Origin of the sequence: Actinomadura sp. DC4, from assembly GCF_030406325.1 — a bacterium.
Lineage (GTDB): Bacteria > Actinomycetota > Actinomycetes > Streptosporangiales > Streptosporangiaceae > Actinoallomurus.
This window is the reverse complement of sequence record NZ_JAUEQY010000006.1, coordinates 23983-42912: the sequence shown is the minus strand read 5'-3', so window position 1 is coordinate 42912 and position 18930 is coordinate 23983. Positions and strand designations below refer to the sequence as shown.

General features: G+C 70.2%; 18 protein-coding genes and 1 riboswitch. Of the genes, 11 read left to right on the top strand and 7 right to left on the bottom strand.

Features of this window, described 5'->3' with window-relative positions; genetic code table 11:
- Nucleotides 1–35 precede the first annotated feature (35 nt).
- Nucleotides 36–1109 (top strand): polyprenyl synthetase family protein, encoded by a 1074-nt coding sequence (locus QWU11_RS11570; RefSeq protein WP_290105164.1) that lies wholly within the window; start codon nucleotides 36–38, stop codon nucleotides 1107–1109.
- Nucleotides 1110–1119: 10 nt separating this feature from the next.
- Here QWU11_RS11570 and QWU11_RS11565 read toward each other — a convergent pair whose 3' ends face one another.
- From QWU11_RS11565 to nadA, 3 genes are all read right to left on the bottom strand, one after another.
- The gene (locus QWU11_RS11565) at nucleotides 1120–1965 is read right to left on the bottom strand and encodes a LysR substrate-binding domain-containing protein (RefSeq protein ID WP_290105163.1); all 846 of its coding nucleotides are present in this window, start codon (nucleotides 1963–1965) and stop codon (nucleotides 1120–1122) included.
- Nucleotides 1966–1996: 31 nt separating this feature from the next.
- A complete protein-coding gene (locus tag QWU11_RS11560) occupies nucleotides 1997–2857 on the bottom strand; it encodes an NAD-dependent epimerase/dehydratase family protein (RefSeq protein WP_290105161.1) in 861 nt (286 codons plus the stop codon).
- Nucleotides 2858–2949: 92 nt separating this feature from the next.
- Nucleotides 2950–4092 (bottom strand): quinolinate synthase NadA, encoded by a 1143-nt coding sequence (gene nadA, locus QWU11_RS11555; protein ID WP_290105160.1) that lies wholly within the window; start codon nucleotides 4090–4092, stop codon nucleotides 2950–2952.
- A 223-nt stretch (nucleotides 4093–4315) separates the two neighbouring features.
- Between nadA and QWU11_RS11550 the strand changes: the two genes are divergently transcribed.
- Both QWU11_RS11550 and QWU11_RS11545 read left to right on the top strand, forming a co-directional pair.
- Nucleotides 4316–4669: an iron-sulfur cluster assembly accessory protein gene (locus tag QWU11_RS11550; protein ID WP_290105159.1), complete on the top strand. Its 354-nt coding sequence runs from the start codon at nucleotides 4316–4318 to the stop codon at nucleotides 4667–4669.
- 173 nt (nucleotides 4670–4842) lie between these two features.
- Entirely contained in the window at nucleotides 4843–5814 is a 972-nt protein-coding gene (locus QWU11_RS11545; RefSeq protein ID WP_290105158.1) for a carbohydrate kinase family protein, read from the top strand.
- 48 nt (nucleotides 5815–5862) lie between these two features.
- On the opposite strand, the gene QWU11_RS11540 is transcribed toward QWU11_RS11545, so the two are convergent.
- Nucleotides 5863–6159: a sulfurtransferase TusA family protein gene (locus QWU11_RS11540; RefSeq protein WP_354670836.1), complete on the bottom strand. Its 297-nt coding sequence runs from the start codon at nucleotides 6157–6159 to the stop codon at nucleotides 5863–5865.
- A gap of 31 nt (nucleotides 6160–6190) precedes the next feature.
- On the bottom strand, nucleotides 6191–7324 hold the full coding sequence (locus QWU11_RS11535) for a cysteine desulfurase family protein (protein ID WP_290105157.1): 1134 nt from the start codon (nucleotides 7322–7324) through the stop codon (nucleotides 6191–6193).
- Between the two features lie 193 nt (nucleotides 7325–7517).
- Between QWU11_RS11535 and coxB the strand changes: the two genes are divergently transcribed.
- From coxB to QWU11_RS11515, 4 genes are all read left to right on the top strand, one after another.
- Nucleotides 7518–8279, top strand: coding sequence for a cytochrome c oxidase subunit II (gene coxB / locus QWU11_RS11530; RefSeq protein ID WP_290105156.1), 762 nt, complete (start codon nucleotides 7518–7520; stop codon nucleotides 8277–8279).
- Complete coding sequence (ctaD, locus tag QWU11_RS11525; RefSeq protein ID WP_290105155.1) at nucleotides 8276–9955, top strand: cytochrome c oxidase subunit I; 1680 nt, start codon at nucleotides 8276–8278, stop codon at nucleotides 9953–9955. Before coxB ends, ctaD begins: the two co-directional genes overlap by 4 nt.
- Before the next feature lie 4 nt (nucleotides 9956–9959).
- Nucleotides 9960–10355 carry a cytochrome c oxidase subunit 4 gene (locus tag QWU11_RS11520; protein ID WP_290105153.1) on the top strand — a complete coding sequence of 132 codons (396 nt, stop codon included), beginning with the start codon at nucleotides 9960–9962 and terminating at the stop codon, nucleotides 10353–10355.
- A 96-nt stretch (nucleotides 10356–10451) separates the two neighbouring features.
- Nucleotides 10452–11645, top strand: coding sequence for an Ig-like domain-containing protein (locus tag QWU11_RS11515; RefSeq protein WP_290105152.1), 1194 nt, complete (start codon nucleotides 10452–10454; stop codon nucleotides 11643–11645).
- 6 nt (nucleotides 11646–11651) lie between these two features.
- Here the strand turns inward: QWU11_RS11515 and trpD are convergent, their stop codons facing one another.
- Nucleotides 11652–12701, bottom strand: a complete 1050-nt coding sequence (gene trpD / locus QWU11_RS11510) for an anthranilate phosphoribosyltransferase (protein ID WP_290105151.1) — start codon at nucleotides 12699–12701, stop codon at nucleotides 11652–11654.
- A 32-nt stretch (nucleotides 12702–12733) separates the two neighbouring features.
- Nucleotides 12734–13141, bottom strand: coding sequence for a hypothetical protein (locus tag QWU11_RS11505; RefSeq protein WP_290105150.1), 408 nt, complete (start codon nucleotides 13139–13141; stop codon nucleotides 12734–12736).
- A 312-nt stretch (nucleotides 13142–13453) separates the two neighbouring features.
- On the opposite strand from QWU11_RS11505, the gene QWU11_RS11500 reads away from it, so the two are divergent.
- The 4 genes from QWU11_RS11500 to QWU11_RS11485 all read left to right on the top strand — a co-directional run bounded on the left by QWU11_RS11500 (nucleotide 13454) and on the right by QWU11_RS11485 (nucleotide 17733).
- Nucleotides 13454–14110 carry a heme-copper oxidase subunit III gene (locus QWU11_RS11500; protein ID WP_354670835.1) on the top strand — a complete coding sequence of 219 codons (657 nt, stop codon included), beginning with the start codon at nucleotides 13454–13456 and terminating at the stop codon, nucleotides 14108–14110.
- Between the two features lie 21 nt (nucleotides 14111–14131).
- On the top strand, nucleotides 14132–14947 hold the full coding sequence (locus tag QWU11_RS11495) for a c-type cytochrome (protein WP_290105148.1): 816 nt from the start codon (nucleotides 14132–14134) through the stop codon (nucleotides 14945–14947).
- Nucleotides 14940–16001: a Rieske 2Fe-2S domain-containing protein gene (locus QWU11_RS11490; RefSeq protein ID WP_290105147.1), complete on the top strand. Its 1062-nt coding sequence runs from the start codon at nucleotides 14940–14942 to the stop codon at nucleotides 15999–16001. Before QWU11_RS11495 ends, QWU11_RS11490 begins: the two co-directional genes overlap by 8 nt.
- A gap of 67 nt (nucleotides 16002–16068) precedes the next feature.
- The gene (locus tag QWU11_RS11485; protein WP_290105146.1) at nucleotides 16069–17733 is read left to right on the top strand and encodes a ubiquinol-cytochrome c reductase cytochrome b subunit; all 1665 of its coding nucleotides are present in this window, start codon (nucleotides 16069–16071) and stop codon (nucleotides 17731–17733) included.
- A 1111-nt stretch (nucleotides 17734–18844) separates the two neighbouring features.
- A riboswitch (ZMP/ZTP riboswitch) is annotated at nucleotides 18845–18925 on the top strand.
- Nucleotides 18926–18930 lie beyond the last annotated feature (5 nt).

The following is an 18930-nucleotide window of genomic DNA, read 5'->3' as shown; positions in this document are numbered from 1 at the left end:
ACGCCGAACCCCGAAGCCCTCGACAAGGAGACAGCGTGGCCACTGAGATCACCACCGCGCCGCACGACGGTTCGACGGACCCCGCCTCACCCGCACGGCTGTGCGGGCGGCTGCTCGGGCGCGTCGAGACCCGCCTCCACGACTTCCTCGCCGCCGAACGCGAGCTGAGGACCAGGGTGGACGCGCGGGCGGCCGCCCCGATCGACGCGCTCACCGCGCTGATCGACTCGGGTGGCAAGCGCATCCGCCCGGCGTTCTGCGTCGCCGGCTACCTCGCCGCGGGCGGTGACCCGGCGTCCGAGGACATCGTCGCGGCCGCCTCGGCGCTGGAGATGCTGCACACCTGCGCGCTCATCCACGACGACGTGATCGACGCGTCGCCGCGGCGGCGCGGCCTGCCGACCGTGCACGCCCGGCACTCCGCCGAGCACGCCAGGAACGGGTGGGAGGGCGAGCCACGACGGTACGGGGAGAGCGTGGCGATCCTCGCCGGCGACCTGGCGCTGATCTACGCGGACCAGATGATGTCGGAGGCCTCGCCGTCGCTCGGCGCGGCGTGGGCGGAGCTGCGGTCGGAGCTGATCATCGGCCAGTTCATGGACGTGGTGGTCGCCGCGGAGTTCTCCGCCGACGTGGCGCTGTCCCGCTGGATCGCCGTCGTCAAGTCCGGCCGGTACACCATCCACCGCCCGCTGCTCATCGGCGCGACCCTCGCCGGCCGGCCGGAGCTGGAAGGGGCGTTCGAGGCGTACGGGGACGCGCTCGGCGAGGCGTTCCAGCTCCGCGACGACCTCATGGACGCCTTCGGGGACTCCGACGCCACCGGCAAGCCCGTCGGCCTGGACATCGAGCAGCACAAGATGACGCTGCTGATGGGGCTCGCCATGGACCGGGACCGGCGGACGCGCGAGTTCGTGCTCGGAGCGGAGCGCGACCCGGCGGAGGTGCGCAGGCTCCTCGACGAGACGGGCGTCCGCATGGACGTGGAGGCGCACATCGACCGGCTCGTCGAGAAGGGCCGCGCGGCGATCGACGCGGCCCCGCTCGACGAGCGCTGGCAGCGGGAGCTCGGCGCGATGGCGCACCAGGTCGCCTACCGGAACAGCTGAGCGGAACGGGTCAGACGGTGCCGTGCTCCGCGGCGATGGCGGCGAACTCCTCGATCAGCCGGCTCGGGCGCGCGGCGTCCCAGGCGAGGCAGACCGCGCTCGGGCCGAGGCCGGAGACCTCGGCGCGCGCGATGCCGGGGCGAGAGTAGAACGTCGCGGTCGACAGCGGGAGCACCACCACCCCGTGCCCGGCCGCGACGTGCTCCAGCTTCTCCTCGACGGTGCGGATCGACGGCGGCGGCTCGACGCCGGAGACCGGCCACTCCGGCACGGCGGCCGGGTCCTGCAGCAGGCGCTCGCCGGCGAGGTCGGAGACGCGCAGGGCGTCCCTGTCCGCCAGAGGATGGCCGGCGGGCAGCACGGCCACCCGGGGCTCGGTGAACAGGTCCCGTACCTCCAGGCCGCGCCGGTCGACCGGCAGCCGTACGTAGCCCACGTCCACCCGGCCGTCGTGGATCACCTCGATCTGGTCGTCCCAGCCGGTCCGCACCACCTCGACGCCGAGGCGGGGATGGCGGCGGGACAGCTCGCGTACGGCGCCGGTGACGATCAGTCCGGGCATGAAGCCGATCGTGAACGTCTCGGTGCCGCGGGCCGCGCGGGCCAGCCGGCGGCGCGTGGCCTCGGCCGCCGCGAGCAGCGGCCGGGCGTCGGCCAGGAGCTGCTCGCCGGCCGGGGTCAGGGCGGTGGCACGCCGGTCGCGTGAGAAGAGCCGCGTCTTCAGCTCGTCCTCCAGCGCCCGGATCTGCCGGGACAGCACAGGCTGGGCGATGTGCAGCCGCTCGGCGGCCCGCCCGAAGTGGAGTTCTTCGGCCACCGCGACGAAGTAGCGAACCTTGCGCAGGTCCAGATCCACGTGAATCTCCCGGCCCCAGCCTATCCAGAGGTCACGGGCGGGCGAGTTCCTCCAGCGGGTCCAGGTGCGCGGGCCGCCAGCCCAGCTCCGCGCGGGCGCGGGCCCCGGTGAGGCGCTGGTCGAGGGCGAACGCCTCGGCGATCGGCCCCATCCGCTCCTCGGCCTCCTGGAGGGTGAGCCGCTCGACGGGGGCGCCCACGGCACGCCCGACCGCGGCGGCGACCTGCCCGGCGGCCGGGTTCCGGTCGCTGACGCCGGCGTAGACGGACCCGGCGGGCGCGGCGAGCGCGAGCGCGTACAGCTCCGCGACGTCCTCGACGTGCACCATCGCCCAGTGGTTGGACCCGTCGCCCACACACGGCACGGCGCCCGAGGCCCGGCCGGGGGCGGCGTAGAACGACTCGACCAGCCCGCCCGAGCGGCCGTAGACGACGCCCGGCATCACCACGATCGGGCGTTCGCCGGTGGCCACCCGGGCGAGGACGCGCTTCTCGTTCTCCAGGCGCCACGCCGTCACGCGCGGCGGCCTCAGCGGGGCGTCCTCGTCGGCGACGCCGTCGGTGTCGCCGTAGACCCAGACGCCGCCCGTGTGCACGTACGGGCGGGGCCCCGCGCCGTCCTGCAGCGCCTCGGCGGCGGCGCGGTCCACCCCGGCGGTGTCCTCGCCGTTGTGCTGGCCGAGGTGGATCACGCCGTCCGACGTGCGGGCCGCCTCGCGCAGCACGCCCAGGTCGGTCAGCGAACCGCGGACCGGCTCCGCGCCGAGTCCGGCGAGCGTGCGTGCCGAGGCCTCGCCGCGGGCCAGCGCCGTGACCGCCACGTCCCGCCGGACCAGCGTCTCGACGACGGCCCGGCCGATGTAGCCCGAGCCTCCGGTGATGAAGACCTTCATGAGAGCCCCTCTCTCGGTAGGGCTCCCACTCTGGTCGCGGCGCCGGCCCGCGGTCCAAGACCTGCTCCCGCGGCTGTGATGCCGCGCGGGTATTACGGCAGCGCGAGCATCTGGTCGAGGGCGGCGCGGGCGTAGCGCGCGGTCTCCTCGTCCACCGTGATCTGGTTGACCACCTCGCCGCCCGCCAGGGACTCCAGCGACCACACCAGGTGCGGCAGGTCGATGCGGTTCATGGTCGAGCAGAAGCAGACGGTCTTGTCCAGGAACGCGATCGTCTTGTCGGGGTGGCGCGCGGCGAGGCGCTTCACGAGGTTCAGCTCGGTGCCGACCGCCCAGGCCGAGCCGGACGGCGCCTGCTCGATCGCGCGGATGATGTACTCCGTCGAGCCCACCTCGTCGGCGGCCCGTACGACCTCGTGGCGGCACTCGGGGTGGACCAGCACGTTGACGCCCGGGATCCGGGCGCGTACGTCCTCGACCGAGTCCAGGCTGAACCGCCCGTGCACCGAGCAGTGCCCGCGCCACAGGATCATCGAGGCGTCGCGCAGCTCGGCGGTGCTCAGGCCGCCGCCGGGGCGGTTCGGACCGTAGACGACGCAGTCGTCCAGCGACAGGCCCATCTCCAGGACGGCGGTGTTGCGCCCGAGGTGCTGGTCGGGCAGGAACAGCACCTTCGAGCCCTTGGAGTAGGCCCATTCGAGCGCCCGCCGGGCGTTGGAGGAGGTGCACACCGTGCCGCCGTGCCGGCCCACGAACGCCTTGATGTCGGCCGAGGAGTTCATGTACGTGACCGGCACCACGTCGTCGGCGATGCCGGCGTCCTCCAGGACCTCCCAGCACTCCTCGACCTGGTCGTAGGTCGCCATGTCGGCCATCGAGCAGCCCGCCGCCAGGTCCGGCAGCACGACCCGCTGGTCCGGGGTGGTGAGGATGTCGGCCGACTCGGCCATGAAGTGCACGCCGCAGAACACGATGTAGGGGGCGTCCGGGCGGGCCGCGGCCTCCTGGGCGAGCTTGAACGAGTCGCCGGTCACGTCGGCGAACTGGATGACCTCGTCGCGCTGGTAGTGGTGGCCGAGCACGAAAAGCCGGTCGCCGAGCGCGGCCTTGGCCACGCGGGCGCGCTCCACCAGCGTGGGGTCGGAGGCGGGCGGAAGCTCGCCGGGGCAGGAGACGCCTCGTTCACTGGCCGGATCCGAGCCGCGCCCGAGGATCAGCAGGCTGCTGGTGGTCACTGGGGTACCCCCTCCAGAGAGGCTTATCGTCGCTTTGACGATACTGTACGACCTGGTGCGACGAGTACGAAGTGTGGGGGTCTTCAGCAGTATGCGGCGGTATGCGGCCAGGAACACACGCACGAAGTAGGGAATGGCCAGGGGCAGCGGGTACGTTGTGCAGGAGGGAAAAGCCAACAGCGACGGTCGTCATGGGACGGCCGAGCCATCCGGGAGTCAGCACATGACGGTTTCAGCCGACACCTCCACCCAGAAGGGCGTCGTCCTCACCGACGCTGCGGCGGAGAAGGCCAAGAGCCTGCTCGATCAGCAGGGCGAAGAAGGCCTCGCGCTGCGTGTGCAGGTCCAGCCCGGCGGTTGCTCGGGCCTCATCTACCAGCTCTACTTCGACGACCGCGAGGTCGACGGCGACGCGATCCAGGACTTCGGCGGGCTCAGTGTCCGTATCGACCGGATGAGCGTTCCGTACCTGTCGGGCGCGACGATCGACTTCGTCGACTCGATCGAGAAGCAGGGCTTCACGATCGACAACCCGAACGCCGGCGGCTCCTGCGCCTGCGGTGACTCATTTCACTGAGCCTTAAGCCACAAGATCGATGATGGATGCCCGTGTCCCGGGGTCAACCGGGCACGGGCATCTGCCTGTCCGGCCCCGGTGAGGCAGTAGTCTTGCCGGGTTTTTGCCCCACTGGTTCGAGATGGTCTCGCGGCAAAGACGAGGCCACCGAAACGACCGAGGAGATCGACGTCGTGCGCATCGCTGTTGCCGGCTCCATCGCAACCGACCACCTGATGACGTTCCCAGGCAGGTTCGCCGACCAGCTCATCCCCGAACAGCTGCACACCGTGTCCCTGTCGTTCCTGGTGGACGCCCTCGACATCCGGCGCGGAGGCGTCGCCGCCAACATCTGCTTCGGCATGGCCGTCCTCGGGCACACCCCGATCCTGGTCGGGGCGGTCGGCGACGACTTCGCCGACTACCGGTCCTGGCTCGACCGGCACGGCGTCGACACCGCGTCCGTGTACGTCTCCCAGCTCCATCACACGGCGCGCTTCCTGTGCACCACCGACGATGACCACAACCAGATCGCCTCCTTCTACGCGGGCGCGATGAGCGAGGCCCGCGAGATCGAGCTGCAGCCCATCGTCGACCGCGTCGGCGGCCTGGACCTGGTGCTGATCGGCGCCGACGACCCCGACGGCATGCTCCGCCACACCGAGGAGTGCCGTACGCGCGGCATCCCGTTCGCCGCCGACCCCTCCCAGCAGCTCGCCCGCATGAACGACGTGCGCGAACTCGTCGACGGCGCCGCGTACCTGTTCACCAACGAGTACGAGAAGTCGCTGTGCGAGCAGAAGACCGGCTGGTCCGATGAGGAGATCCTCGAGCGCGTCGGCGTACGCGTGACCACTCTCGGCCCCAAGGGTGTCCGCATCGACCGCCTGGGCGAGCCGAGCCTGCACGTCGACGCCGCCCCGGAGGTCCGCAAGGTCGAGCCGACCGGAGTGGGCGACGCCTTCCGCGCCGGGTTCCTGTCCGCGATCTCGTGGGGGCTGTCCATCGAGCGGGCGGCGCAGACGGGCAACCTGCTCGCCGCGCACGTGCTCGAGGTCGCCGGGCCGCAGGAGTACACCCTGCACAAGCACCAGTTCGTGGAGCGCTTCGCCGGAGCGTACGGCCAGGAGGCCGCCGACGAGGTCGCCCGGCACGTCCTGGCCTGACCGGCCGCCACGCGAGCCCCGGGGAGATCGTTCTCCGGGGCCGCCGTCTCAGTAGGTGCGGCGCACGTGGAAGGCCCAGCCGCGCGGGAGGGTCTCCTCCCAGACGAAGTCCTGCGACTTCATCCGGCACCAGGCGGGCACGTCCGTACGGGCCGCGACGTCGTCGGCCTTGACCGCGATGATCTCGCCGACCGGCACCTCGCCGATGCGTTCGGCCAGCATGATGATCGGAATCGGGCACTTACGGCCCAGCGCGTCGATGGTGACCAGCGCTCGGGGGCCGGTCCTCACCGGCTGCGGCTCCGGCGGGGCCTCCCGCACGGCGCGGCGGCGCTTCAGGCCCATATGCCGAACTCCTCGCTTGAACTCTGCCCGCTCACCCGGTCACTCCACTGGTCTGACGGAGACGCTCGACCGCCCCCGGAAGGACCGCGAGGAAGCGGTCGACATCGGCCGCTCGCGCCCCGCGGGAGAGCGATACCCGGACATTTCCATGAGTAATCACTCCCATCGCCTCCAGAACATGGCTGGGACGGAGCGTATCGGCCGTACAGGAGCTTCCGGACGAGACCTCGAATCCCAGGCGATCCAGCTCGGTCAGCAGGGCCTCGCCCTCGACGTAGAGACACGAGAAGGTGACGAGGTGGGGGAGACGTTCGACCGGGTCGCCGATCACCTCCACGTCTCCGACCAGCCGGGGGACGCGTTCGCGGATCAGCTCGACCAGGGCCGACAGGCGCGGGCCGTCGAGATCCATCTCCTTGCGGTACGCCTCCAGCCCCGCCGCCGCGGCCACCGCGCCGGGGACGTTCTCGAAGCCGGGGACGCGGCGGCTCTCCCGCTCGTCCTCGGGCAGCGGCGAGCGCCAGCGGGTGTTCTTGCGGACGACCAGAACGCCGACGCCGGGCGGGCCGCCCCACTTGTGCGCCGAGGCCGCCAGCACCGACCAGCCGCCGGGGATCGCCACCCGGCCCGCGGACTGGGCCGCGTCCACGAACAGCGGCACGCGGGCCGCCCGGCACGCCTCGGCGACCTCGGCCACGGGCTGGAGCGTGCCGACCTCGTGGTTGGCCGACTGCAGGCAGGCCAGGGCGGTGTCGGGCCGCAGCGCCGCCGCGAACTCCTCCGGGTCGACCCGGCCGGAGCGGTCGACGCCCACTGTGGTGACCTTGCCGCCGTCGCGCTCGTGCTGCCCGGCGGTGTGCAGCACGCTGGAGTGCTCGACCGCGCTCACCACCAGGTGCCGGCCGGCCCGCCGCCGCGCGTGCAGGGTGCCGAGCAGCCCCAGGTGCACCGCCTGGGTGCCGGAAGAGGTGAAGGACGTCTCGTCCGGCCGCGCGCCGAGCACGGCCGCGACCTGCGTACGGGCCCGCTCGAGCAGCATGCGGGTACGGCGGGCGGAGCCGTAGAGCCGCTGGGGATCGGCCCAGCCGCCCTCCAGCGCGCCGACCAGCGCATCACGTGCCGCCGGGTGCAGAGGCTCGGTGGAGGCGGCGTCGAAGTAGACCACGCCTACGACAGTAACGGGGGTACCACCGGGGTGTCCGGGACCCTCCGCTAATCTTTCCCACACACGTGTGAACATCGACCTGATCGCCCGAGACTCGGGCTTCATCGTGGGAAGGCAATCCGTGAGTCCGACCCGCCGTAGAGAGCGGCGTACGCCAGTGCGCGCAGGTGCGCCCGGTGCGCGCCGACGCTTGTTGACGGGCGCTTCGGCGCTCTCGATGCTGGCGATCGCCGCGACGGCGTGCTCCGCAGAGAATGTGCGCCTCGGCCTGCCGACGCCGGTCACCGAGCAGGGCAAGCGCGTCCTGACCCTGTGGCAGGGGTCGTGGGTCGCCGCGCTGGCCGTGGGTGCGCTCGTCTGGGGTTTGATCATCTGGGCGGTGCTCTTCCACCGCAAGCGGTCCGATCAGCTGCCGCCGCAGGTTCGCTACAACCTGCCCATCGAGATGCTCTACACCGTCGTGCCGTTCATCATCATCGCGGTGCTGTTCTACTTCACCGCGCGCGACGAGACCTATCTCGACAAGCTGACCAAGAACCCGAAGCCCGGCGACGTCACGATCGTGAACGTCACGGCGTTCCAGTGGAGCTGGCAGTTCGACTACCCGCAGTACAAAACGACCCCGATCGTCGGCCAGCCCGTGTCCCCGGACGCGAAGAACAAGCCGATGTTCGAGATCCCGGTCGGCAAGCGGGTGCGGTTCCACCTGATGTCCAAGGACGTCATCCACTCGTTCTGGGTCCCGTCGTTCATCTTCAAGCGCGACATCCTCCCGGGGGTCAAGTCCGGTGAGGACTTCGAGATCACCCCGACGAAGACGGGCACGTACGAAGGACGCTGCGCCGAGCTCTGCGGCGTCGACCACGGCCGGATGCTCTTCCAGGTGAAGATCGTCCCGCAGGCGGAGTTCGACCAGTTCATCTCCAGCCATAAGCCGAGCGGGAGCGCTCAGTGACCACGACCATCTCTCATCCGACGCCGGCGGCGCCCAGCGCCCGCCCGCGTACGTCCAAGGGCCGGATCATCGCGTCCTGGATGTCGTCCACGGATCACAAGGTGATCGGGTACATGTACCTGATCACGTCGTTCGTGTTCTTCGGCATCGGCGGCATCCTGGCCCTCATCATGCGGGCGGAGCTCGCCCAGCCGGGCGAGCAGGTCGTCAGCCGGGAGCAGTTCAACCAGCTGTTCACCATGCACGGCACGATCATGCTGTTGCTGTTCGCGACGCCGCTGTTCGTCGGGTTCGGCAACGTCATCATGCCGCTGCAGATCGGCTCGCCTGACGTGGCGTTCCCCCGCATGAACATGTTCAGCTTCTACCTGTTCCTGTTCGGCGGCATCATCACGATCAGCGGGTTCCTGACCCCGGGCGGCGCCGCAAGCTTCGGCTGGTACGCCTACTCGCCGCTGTCGAACGCGATCAGATCGCCGGAGATCGGCGGAGATCTATGGATCATGGGCCTGGTGCTGTCCGGGCTCGGCACGATCCTCGGTGGCGTCAACTTCGTCACCACGATCTTCTGCATGCGGGCGCCGGGCATGACGATGTTCCGGATGCCGATCTTCACCTGGAACATCCTGCTGACGTCGGTCCTCGTGCTGATGGCCTTCCCGGTGCTGGCCGCCGCGCTGCTGGCCCTGGAGGCCGACCGTAAGCTCGGCGCGCACGTGTTCGACGCCGCCAACGGCGGCGCGATGCTGTGGCAGCACCTCTTCTGGTTCTTCGGCCATCCAGAGGTGTACATCGTCGCCTTGCCCTTCTTCGGGATCATCACCGAGATCCTCCCGGTGTTCAGCCGCAAGCCGGTCTTCGGCTACGTCAGCCTGGTGGGCGCGACCATCGCCATCGCCGGCCTGTCCGTGACCGTGTGGGCGCACCACATGTTCCCGACCGGCCAGGTCCTCCTTCCGTTCTTCTCCTTCATGACGTTCCTGATCGCGGTGCCCACGGGGGTGAAGTTCTTCAACTGGGTCGGGACGATCTGGCGAGGACATCTGACCTTCGAGACACCGATGCTGTGGGCGCTCGGGTTCCTCGTGACGTTCCTGTTCGGCGGCCTGACCGGCATCATCCTGGCCTCGCCGCCCCTGGACTTCCAGCTCAACGACTCCTACTTCGTCGTCGCGCACTTCCACTACGTGCTGTTCGGCACCGTGGTGTTCGCGATGTTCGGCGGCTTCTACTTCTGGTGGCCGAAGATGACGGGGAAGATGCTGAACGAGTTCTGGGGCAAGGTCCACTTCTGGCTGCTGTTCATCGGCTTCCACACGACCTTCCTGGTCCAGCACTGGCTGGGCGCCGAGGGCATGCAGCGGCGCGTCTCCGACTACGCCAAGGAGTTCGCCGGCCTCAACCTGGTCTCCAGCATCGGCGCGCTGATCCTGGCCATCTCGATGCTGCCGTTCCTGTGGAACGTCTACATCACGGCCAAGAACGGCGAGCGGGTCAACGTCGATGACCCCTGGGGCTACGGCAACTCGCTGGAGTGGGCGACGTCCTGCCCGCCGCCGCGGCACAACTTCACCGCCATCCCGCGGATCCGCTCCGAGCGTCCCGCGTTCGACCTGCACTACCCGCACACCGAGGCGAAACCCGCCGTGGCGGCCGGCGCCGGGACGGAGGACTGACCCGATGAAGGTCGAAGGCTATCTGTTCGTCTTCAGCGCGCTGTTCTTCGCCATCATGGACGTCATCTACTGGCTGTGGTCGCACGACCCGACCGGTACGACGGCGCTGGCGCTCACCGTGGGCCTGGCCGGCCTGGTCGGCTTCTACCTCCTGTTCACCGGCCGCCGGGTGGGTCCCCGCCCGGAGGACGACAAGCAGGGAGAGATCGCCGACGGCGCCGGTGAGCTCGGGTTCTTCAGCCCGCACAGCTGGTGGCCGCTGTTCGCGGCGGCCGCCGCCGCGACGGCCGCCCTCGGCGCCGTCATCGGCTGGTGGATGCTGATCATCGGCATGTTCGCGGTCATCCTCGCCGCCATCGGTTTCGTCTTCGAGTACTACCGGGGTCACTTCTCTCACTGAGAACCCCCAAGAAACGGTAGAGAGGCCGGTGCCGCCCCGAGGCGGTACCGGCCTTCGCCCATACTCGGCCACGGGCTTACCGGCTTGGGGGTGGGTATGAGGCGAGCGACGGCCGTCGCCGCGTGCGTCCTCGCGGCCAGTGGCTGCGCGCACACCGCCCCGCGCCCGGAGGCCATCGTGACGATCTCTCCGGAGTCCGGCGGCCACGCCGTACGCCCGGACACGCCCGTGGCGGTGCGCGTACGGGACGGCCGGCTCCGTACGGTCGTCTTCACGGACGGGGAGCGGTCACTGGAGGGCCGTACGAGCCCCGACGGCACCGTCTGGTGGCCGAAGTGGACGCTGGCCCCGGGTCGCGCGTACCGGCTGACCGCCACCGTGACCGGCGTGGACGGCCGGGTGAGCACGGCGCGGAGCGAGTTCCGTACGCGGAGGGTCGCCCGTACCGTCGCCGCGGCGGTCCTGGCCCCGGGCGAGGGCGCCACGGTCGGCGTGGGCATGCCGATCATGGTCCGCTTCGCCGCGCCGGTGCAGAACCGTGCCGAGGCCGAGCGGGCGCTGGAGGTGCGCACGTCCGTCCCGGTCACCGGCGCCTGGCACTGGTTCTCCGACACCGACGTGGTCTACCGCCCCAGGACGTACTGGCCGGCCCACACCCGGGTCCGGCTGGTCGCGCATCTGAGCGGCCTGCGGCTGACGAGGGCCGCGTACGGCGCGCAGGACGTCGAGCTGGGCTTCGGGATCGGCGACTCGCACGTCACCGTGGCCAGCGCCCGCAGCCACCACCAGGTGGTCCGCATCAACGGGCGGCGTGCCCGCCGGATGCCGATCAGTATGGGCAAGGGCGGGCGGTTCGCGTACACGACGACGAGCGGGGTCCACCTGACGATGGAGAAGGCCCATCACGTGGTCATGGACTCCGCGTCGGTCGGCTGCCCGCCGGGCTGCCCGGACCACTACCGGCACGACGTGTACTTCGCGGTGCGCATCTCCGACAGCGGGGAGTACGAGCACAGCGCCCCGTGGTCGGTCGGGGACCAGGGGAGCCGCAACGTGAGCCACGGCTGCATCAACCTGGGCCCGCGCGACGCCCGCTGGTTCTACCGCCGTACGCAGCCGGGCGACGTCGTCGAGGTGACCGGCACGCACCGCCGCCTGTCGCCGGGCAACGGATGGGGTTTCTGGCAGCTCACCTGGCCGGAGTGGCTCTCGGAGAGCTCCACGGGCGTGTCGCATGGTCAGGGACTGGCCGCTCCGCCGAGCCCGGCGGAGGAGTCCGCGTCCTGGTAGGGCCGGTCAGCCGGTGAGACGCCGGGACAGGTCGGACCAGCGGTCGAGCAGGGCCGCGGCACGGCCGGAGTCGATCGCCTCCAGAGCGCGGGCGTACGCGGCGCGCAGCGACTCCGTCAGGGCCTCCGCGGGCGGGGCCCCCTCCGCGGCCACCAGCGCCGCGGCGGCGTTGAGGGCCACGATGTCGCGTACGGGGCCCTCCTCGCCGGCCAGGACCGCACGGGCCACGCGGGCGTTGTGCGGGGCGTCCGCGCCGCGCAGGGCGTCGGGCGTGGCGCGGGGGATGCCGAGGTCCGCCGGGTCGAAGGTCGTCTCGGTGGCGGTGCCGTCGCGGACCACCCAGATGACCGACGTCGAGGTCGTGGTCAGCTCGTCCAGACCGTCGTCGCCGCGGAACACCAGGGACGAGCAGCCGCGCTCGGCGAACACGCCCGCCGTCACCCCCGCCATCCGCAGGTGGAAGACCCCGACCGCCTGCGCCGTCGGGCGGGCCGGGTTGGTCAGCGGACCCAGGAAGTTGAACACCGTCGGGGTGCCCAGCTCGCTCCGCGTACGGGCGGCGTACTTCAGCGCCGGGTGGAAGCGCGGCGCGAAACAGAACGTGATGCCGATCTCACCCGCGACCTCGGCCGTGGCCTGGGGGGAGAGGTTGATCGCGACGCCGAGCTCCTCGAGCAGGTCGGCGGAGCCACAGGAGGAGGACGCGGCGCGGTTGCCGTGCTTGACCATCCGCGCGCCCGCGGCCGCGGCGACGATCGCGCCCATGGTGGAGATGTTGACCGTGTGGGCCTGGTCGCCGCCGGTGCCGACGAGGTCGACGGCGGGGCCGGGCACCGAGACCGGCGTGGAGTGGGCCAACATGCCCGTCGCCAGGCCCGCGACCTCGGCGACGGACTCGCCCTTGGCGCGCAGGGCCACGGCGAAACCGGCGATCTGAACGTCGGTGGCCTGCCCCGACATGATCTCGTGCATCACCCAGGTGGTCTCCTCCGCCGACAGCGACTGCCCGTTGAGCAGCGCGTCCAGCAGGGAGGGCCACGTCGTACGCGGGTCCATCCGGAGGCTCCTGGTGTGGGTGAGGCCGGGCGTTACTGGACGGAGAGTTCGGTGCCGGTGTCGGCGGCGCGCTTGCGCATCAGCCCGGCCACGCCCTCCGCGAGGGCGATGGCGTCGATCGGCTGGCTGGCGACGGCGTCCGCGCGCGACCAGGTGGCGAGCCAGCCGTCGTCGCGGCGGGCGATCAGGACCATGATCGGGGGGCAGTGGTAGATCTCGTCCTTGGCCTGGCGGCAGATGCCCATGCCGCCGGCGGGCTGCGCCTCTCCGTCGAGGACGGCCACGTCGACGTCGCCCTCGTCGAGGCGGGCGAACACGGCCGGCTCGGTGGCGATCTCCACGAACTCGACCTGGGGGAGCCCGGGAGCGGGCCGGCGGCCGATCGCGAGCCGCACCTGGGCGCGGGTGTTCGCGTCGTGGCTGTAAACGAGGATCTTCATCTGACTCTGGCGCGGAGGCCCCGGCGGTGAGGCCGGGAAGCGGTTGCGCCTCCCCCTTCCTGGAAGGACTCTGTCGCGCCGCGCGATGCCGGCGCCGGCGAGCGGCGTGATCATCGACACAGGTCGGGCGATGAGGCCCCGCGCACGGTGCGATGTTACCGGGCGGGACGCCGCCGCAACGACCGGAGCGGCTCCGTAATGGCACGTTCACCGGCATCGATCCGGAAAACCCCCTGGAAACGGCCGCTCGGAGAGGATCGGAGCACGCCTGATGGGGGGTCCTGCGTCACATGGTCGGCAGGTGCCGTAATAATGCTGCCCGTGGCAACAGTATCCGCGACAGACAGCGCACCCCGGTCCCGCGTCAACCGGCCCAACCTTGTGAGCGTGGGCACGATCGTGTGGCTGTCTTCCGAGCTCATGTTCTTCGCGGCCCTGTTCGCGATGTACTTCACCATCCGGTCGGTGACCAAGGGCGACGGCGGAAGCTGGCCGCAGGCCCACCTGGACATCCCGTACGCCTCGGTGAACACCTTCATCCTGCTGATGTCGAGTGTGACCTGCCAGCTTGGTGTGTTCGCGGCGGAGCGAGGTCAGGTCCGGCGGCTGGGGAAGATCTTCAATCTTCGCAAGTGGGGCCTGCGCGAGTGGTACTTCTTGTCCTTCCTCATGGGCGCGGTGTTCGTCGCCGGACAGCTCAACGAGTACCGCACGCTGGTCGGTGAGGGCACGACGATCTCCTCCAGCGCGTACGGCTCGGTGTTCTACCTGACCACCGGCTTCCACGGCCTGCACGTAACCGGTGGCCTGATCGCGTTCCTGTTCATGCTCGGACGCACGTTCGCAGCGAAACGCTGGACCCACGAACAGGCGACGAGCGCGATCGTCGTGTCCTATTACTGGCATTTCGTCGATGCGGTCTGGGTCGGGCTGTTCGCCACGATCTACCTCATCGAGCAGTTCCACTGATCCAGAACGGGGAATTCTTCCGTGAAATGGTTCACCGCATGGCGCCGGCGCCCGTGGGCGGGCTACGCCGTCGTGCTGGCCGCGCTCGCGATCATCGGTGTTGCGTACGCCGGTGTCTCGTCGAGCGCCGACCGCGCCCAGGCGTCTGACACCAAGGCGTCGGCGCAGGACGTCGCCAAGGGCAAGGAGCTGTTCAATCAAGCCTGCTCCAGTTGCCACGGCGCGAACGCCGAGGGTACGCGCACCGCGCCAAGCCTGATCGGCGTCGGCGCCGCCTCGGTCGACTTCCAGGTCGGCACCGGCCGGATGCCCGCCATGAACCCGGGCGCGCAGATCCCGCGCAAGAAGCCGGTGTTCAACGAGGAGCAGGTCCGCCTGCTGGCGGCGTACGTCGCCTCCCTCGGCGGCGGTCCCGCGGTCCCCTCCGCGGATCAGGTCGACCCCAAGGACGGCGACTCCGCCCTCGGCGGCAAGCTGTTCCGCGCCAACTGCGCCCAGTGTCACAACTTCGCCGGGTCCGGCGGCGCGCTCACGGGCGGCAAGTACGCCCCGTCGCTCGACAAGGCCACGCCCACACAGATCTACGAGGCCATGATCACCGGTCCCCAGGCGATGCCGGTCTTCAACGACACGACCGTCACGCCGGCGCAGAAGCGCGCGATCATCGCGTACGTCACGCAGACCCGCGACGAGCCCAACCCCGGCGGCAGCGGCCTCGGCCGTGTCGGCCCGGTGGCCGAGGGCCTCGTCGGCTGGCTGGTCGGGATCGGATTCATGGTCGTCGCAGCGATGTGGCTCACTGCCCGGAAGCCCAAGAAGAAGACGCAGAATGACTGACAACAACGACACCAGCGACGCGACTCCGGAAGAGGAAGGCCGCGTCCCGAAGCGTGTGATCGGCACTCCGCCGCCGGTCGGCACCCAGGAGCTCCTGCCCCGCGACGAGCCGGGGGAGGGGAGCAGCGGTTACGTGCTGGACGAGAACAAGGCACGCAGCGCCGAGCGCGTCGCGGCCGCCTTCTTCATGCTCACGTTCGTCGCGGGCATCGCCTTCATCGTCTTCTACGCCGTGTGGCCCGGCCACGTCGGCAACATCCAGCGGGCGACGCGGTCCAACTACACCCTGGGCATCGCGCTGACGCTGGTCTTCCTCGGCCTGGCCGTGGGCCTGACCATCTGGGTCCGCAGCCTGGTGACCACCAAGGAGATCGTCCAGGAACGGCACGCGATCTCCTCCAGGGCCGAGGACCGGGAGACCTTCAACCAGTACCTCCTGGAGGGCTCCCAGGAGACCGGCCTCGGCCACCGCCGGCTGCTCCGCCGTACTCTCCTGCTGGCCGCGGCGCCCCTTGGCCTGCTGCCACTCGTCCTGCTGCGCGACCTCGGCCCGCTGCCGGAGAAGAAGCTGCGTCACACGGCGTGGAAGAACGGCACGCGGCTGGTGGTCGACGGCACCGGGCTCCCGCTCAAGGCGGCCGACTTCAACTCCCCAGGCGGCATCATCACCGTCGTCCCCGAGGGCGCCGAGGACAACCTGGACGAGATCGCCACCGGCGCCGTCCTGCTGCTCAACCTCCCGGTGGACCGGCTGAAGATCAAGAAGGGCCGGGAGAACTGGAACGTCGGCGGCATCGTCGCCTACTCCAAGATCTGCACGCACGTGGGCTGCCCGGCCGCCCTGTACGAGCAGACCACCCACCACATCCTGTGCCCGTGCCACCAGTCCACCTTCGACGCGCTGGACAGCGCGAAGGTCATCTTCGGCCCGGCGGCCCGGCCTCTGCCCCAGCTGCCGATCGGCGTAGACTCTGAGGGCTACCTGGTCGCCAAGAGCGACTTCACGGAGCCGGTGGGCCCGAGCTTCTGGGAACGCGGGAGGCCCAAAGCATGAACCGCACGTACTACATGGGCTCGCCGATCGGTGATCCGCTCGGCGAGCGAGGAGCGGTGAGCGACAGATGAGCACCACGACACCCCCCAAGGCCGTCGACGGCGCGGTCGGCTACGCCGACGATCGTTTCGCCACCGCGAACTTCCTGCGCGGCAAGATGAAGAAGGTCTTTCCCGACCACTGGTCGTTCATGCTGGGAGAGATCGCGCTCTACTCCTTCGTCATCCTGCTGTTGAGCGGTGTGTTCCTGACGCTCTGGTTCAAGCCGAGCATGTCCGAGGTCGTCTACCACGGCAGTTACACCAAGCTCAACGGCGTCAGCGTGAGCGAGGCGTACGACTCGACGCTGCGCATCACCTTCGACGTCCGCGGCGGTCTGCTCATGCGGCAGATCCACCACTGGGCGGCGGTGCTGTTCCTGGCGTCGATCATGGTGCACATGCTCCGGATCTTCTTCACCGGCGCCTACCGCAAGCCGCGTGAGATCAACTGGCTCATCGGCGTCACGATGTTCACGCTCGCGATCCTGGAGGGCCTGTTCGGCTACTCGCTGCCGGACGACCTGCTCTCCGGTACGGGCCTGCGCATCACCCAGGGCGTTCTCCAGTCGATCCCGCTCGTCGGCACGTATTTGTATTACTTCGCGTTCGGCGGCTCGTTCCCAGGCCATGACTTCATTCCACGGCTCTACACGGTCCACGTGCTCCTGATCCCAGGCCTGTTGCTGGGTCTGGTCGCGGCGCACCTGATGATCATGTGGTTCCAGGGTCACACGCAGTTCCCGGGCAAGGGTAAGTCGGAGAGCACGGTCACGGGCAAGGCCTTCTACCCGGTCTTCCTTCTCAAGACCAACGCGTTCTTCCTGTTCACCTTCGCGGTCATCGCGGGGCTGGCGACGTTCGCGCAGATCAACCCGATCTGGCTGTTCGGCCCGTACACCCCGGACTCCATCACGGCCGGTTCCCAGCCCGACTTCTACATGGGCTTCCTCGAGGGCGCACTGCGGATCATGCCCAACTGGGAGACCAACCTGTGGGGCCACACGATCGGCTGGAACGTCCTGATCCCGGCCCTCGTACCACTGGGCCTGATCATGACGGGCGCCGCGCTGTGGCCGTTCCTCGAACAGTGGGCCACCGGCGACCGGCGTGTCCACCACTTCGCCGACCGCCCGCGCAATGCCCCGTTCCGCACGGCGGTCGGCATGACCGCGGTCGCGTTCTACGGCCTGCTGTGGCTGGCCGGCGGAAACGACATCCTCGCGGACCGCTTCGACGTGTCGCTGTACGCGACGACGTGGTTCTTCCGCTTCGCCGTCATCATCGGCCCGATCATCGCCTACATCGTCACGAAGCGGATCTGCATCGGCCTGCAGCGCAGCGACGCGGCCGAGCTGGACCACGGCGTGGAGTCGGGCATCATCAAGATGCTGCCGACCGGCGAGTTCGTGGAGGTCCACGAGCCGGTGAAGGAAGACACCGAGGCGGTCCTGCGCGCCAAGCCGGAACTCCCGGCGCTGGAGGCCGCTGAGGAGGACGAGAACGGCATCCCGTCGCCGAGTGCCCGTGGCCCCTTGGGCAGGGCGCGGAAGGCGCTCAACAGCGCTTTCACGTCCGACGACATCCCGATGGGCAACGGCCACGGCGATGGTCATGGCAACGGCCACGCCGACGGTCACGGGGACCACCCGGAGATCGAGGGCGGCGACCACAAGGAACTGAGCCGGGGCTGAACCCGGCGAACCGACGGCCCGCCTCCACTTGAAGGAGGCGGGCCGTCGCGTTTCCACCGCGGGTACGCGCCGAGGCGGTGGTGCGGGGGCCGTGCCTGAGGCGTACCGGCTGGCCACCGATCCCGCGCCACTCATCTATTTTTCGCGTCCTGGTGAGCCCGCTGATCAGGCACGGTCCTGCGGACGCGTTCGAGTCGCGGTAGGCAGACGTTCCCGTTCGTGCAGTGGAGGCGGGATCGCGGCCCTAGCATCGGCTGCGGGCCTCTCCGAGGCCTGCGGTGGTTCCGTTTTTCTGCTCAGTACCCGCTGACCAGGCGGTGCCCCCGGGCCGGCCAGGCGTCGTACGCCGCCAAGGTCGTCTTTGCGCGCCTGGCTAAGGGTCGAGGGTTCCCGCCGTCCGGCCGGGCGGCCTATGGGTCGCGAGGTAGCCGCCCCGTGTGGCCGCTTCCCGGGCCCGCCACCAGGCGGTGGCGCTAAGCCCCGGCTAGGGGATCCGTTGAGGACTGCAGCACCGCATCGATCCTGGTCAGCGCCCGTCGAGCGAGTGGTGTCCCTCAGGCTGCCGGCGGAACCCTTGAGGGCCGCGATGCCCACGCCCTCGGAATCCGCCGAGCGGCGGCGAAAGCCGGGCTGGCCGCAGGCCCCGCTCGAGACCCACGACACCCGACGATCTCGCCCCAGATGGTGTTCATCGCGCGATCGCTTGCACGAGTCCTCGATCACCCACACCGCCCGCCTGCCTGTCTCGGTACACGCCCTCGCCCTCCCGCGCTGGCCCCGGCCCTCCTTACTAGCCCCCGCCCTCCCGCGTCGGCCTCACCCTTCCGTGGCGGCCCCGCCCCTTCGGGCCGCCTCTGTCCTCCGTGCTGGCCCCACCCATCTGACCTGCCCCGACCTCCGGGGTGCCTCCATCCTTCACGCCGCCCCCGCCCTCCGAGGTGCCCTCACCCTCCTAGTCGCCCCAGCCCCCGAGATGCCCTCACCCACCGAGTCGCCCTCGCACCCCGAGGCGCCACCGCCGTCCGAGCCGCTCCCACTGACCGGGCCCGTCCGCCCATGGGCAGGTCCCCGCACTTCGTCGCGGCGTGGGCGCGAAGCGGGCGTTAATGTGGACCCGGGCCGTGACTGGCGCTGAGGTGGAGTACCACCGGGGAGCGGTCCGTCATCCGTGCCGCGCGCCTGGGCCTCCTCACCCCG

Coding starts and splice junctions, on each gene's coding strand:
- QWU11_RS11560 (WP_290105161.1), bottom strand. CDS start 2,857: ATGAAGGTCTTCATCACCGGAGGCTCGGGCTACATCGGCCGGGCCGTC.
- QWU11_RS11550 (WP_290105159.1), top strand. CDS start 4,316: ATGACGGTTTCAGCCGACACCTCCACCCAGAAGGGCGTCGTCCTCACC.
- QWU11_RS11540 (WP_354670836.1), bottom strand. CDS start 6,159: ATGGGCCTGAAGCGCCGCCGCGCCGTGCGGGAGGCCCCGCCGGAGCCG.
- QWU11_RS11520 (WP_290105153.1), top strand. CDS start 9,960: ATGAAGGTCGAAGGCTATCTGTTCGTCTTCAGCGCGCTGTTCTTCGCC.
- QWU11_RS11515 (WP_290105152.1), top strand. CDS start 10,452: ATGAGGCGAGCGACGGCCGTCGCCGCGTGCGTCCTCGCGGCCAGTGGC.
- trpD (WP_290105151.1), bottom strand. CDS start 12,701: ATGGACCCGCGTACGACGTGGCCCTCCCTGCTGGACGCGCTGCTCAAC.
- QWU11_RS11505 (WP_290105150.1), bottom strand. CDS start 13,141: ATGAAGATCCTCGTTTACAGCCACGACGCGAACACCCGCGCCCAGGTG.
- QWU11_RS11500 (WP_354670835.1), top strand. CDS start 13,454: ATGCTGCCCGTGGCAACAGTATCCGCGACAGACAGCGCACCCCGGTCC.
- QWU11_RS11490 (WP_290105147.1), top strand. CDS start 14,940: ATGACTGACAACAACGACACCAGCGACGCGACTCCGGAAGAGGAAGGC.
- QWU11_RS11485 (WP_290105146.1), top strand. CDS start 16,069: ATGAGCACCACGACACCCCCCAAGGCCGTCGACGGCGCGGTCGGCTAC.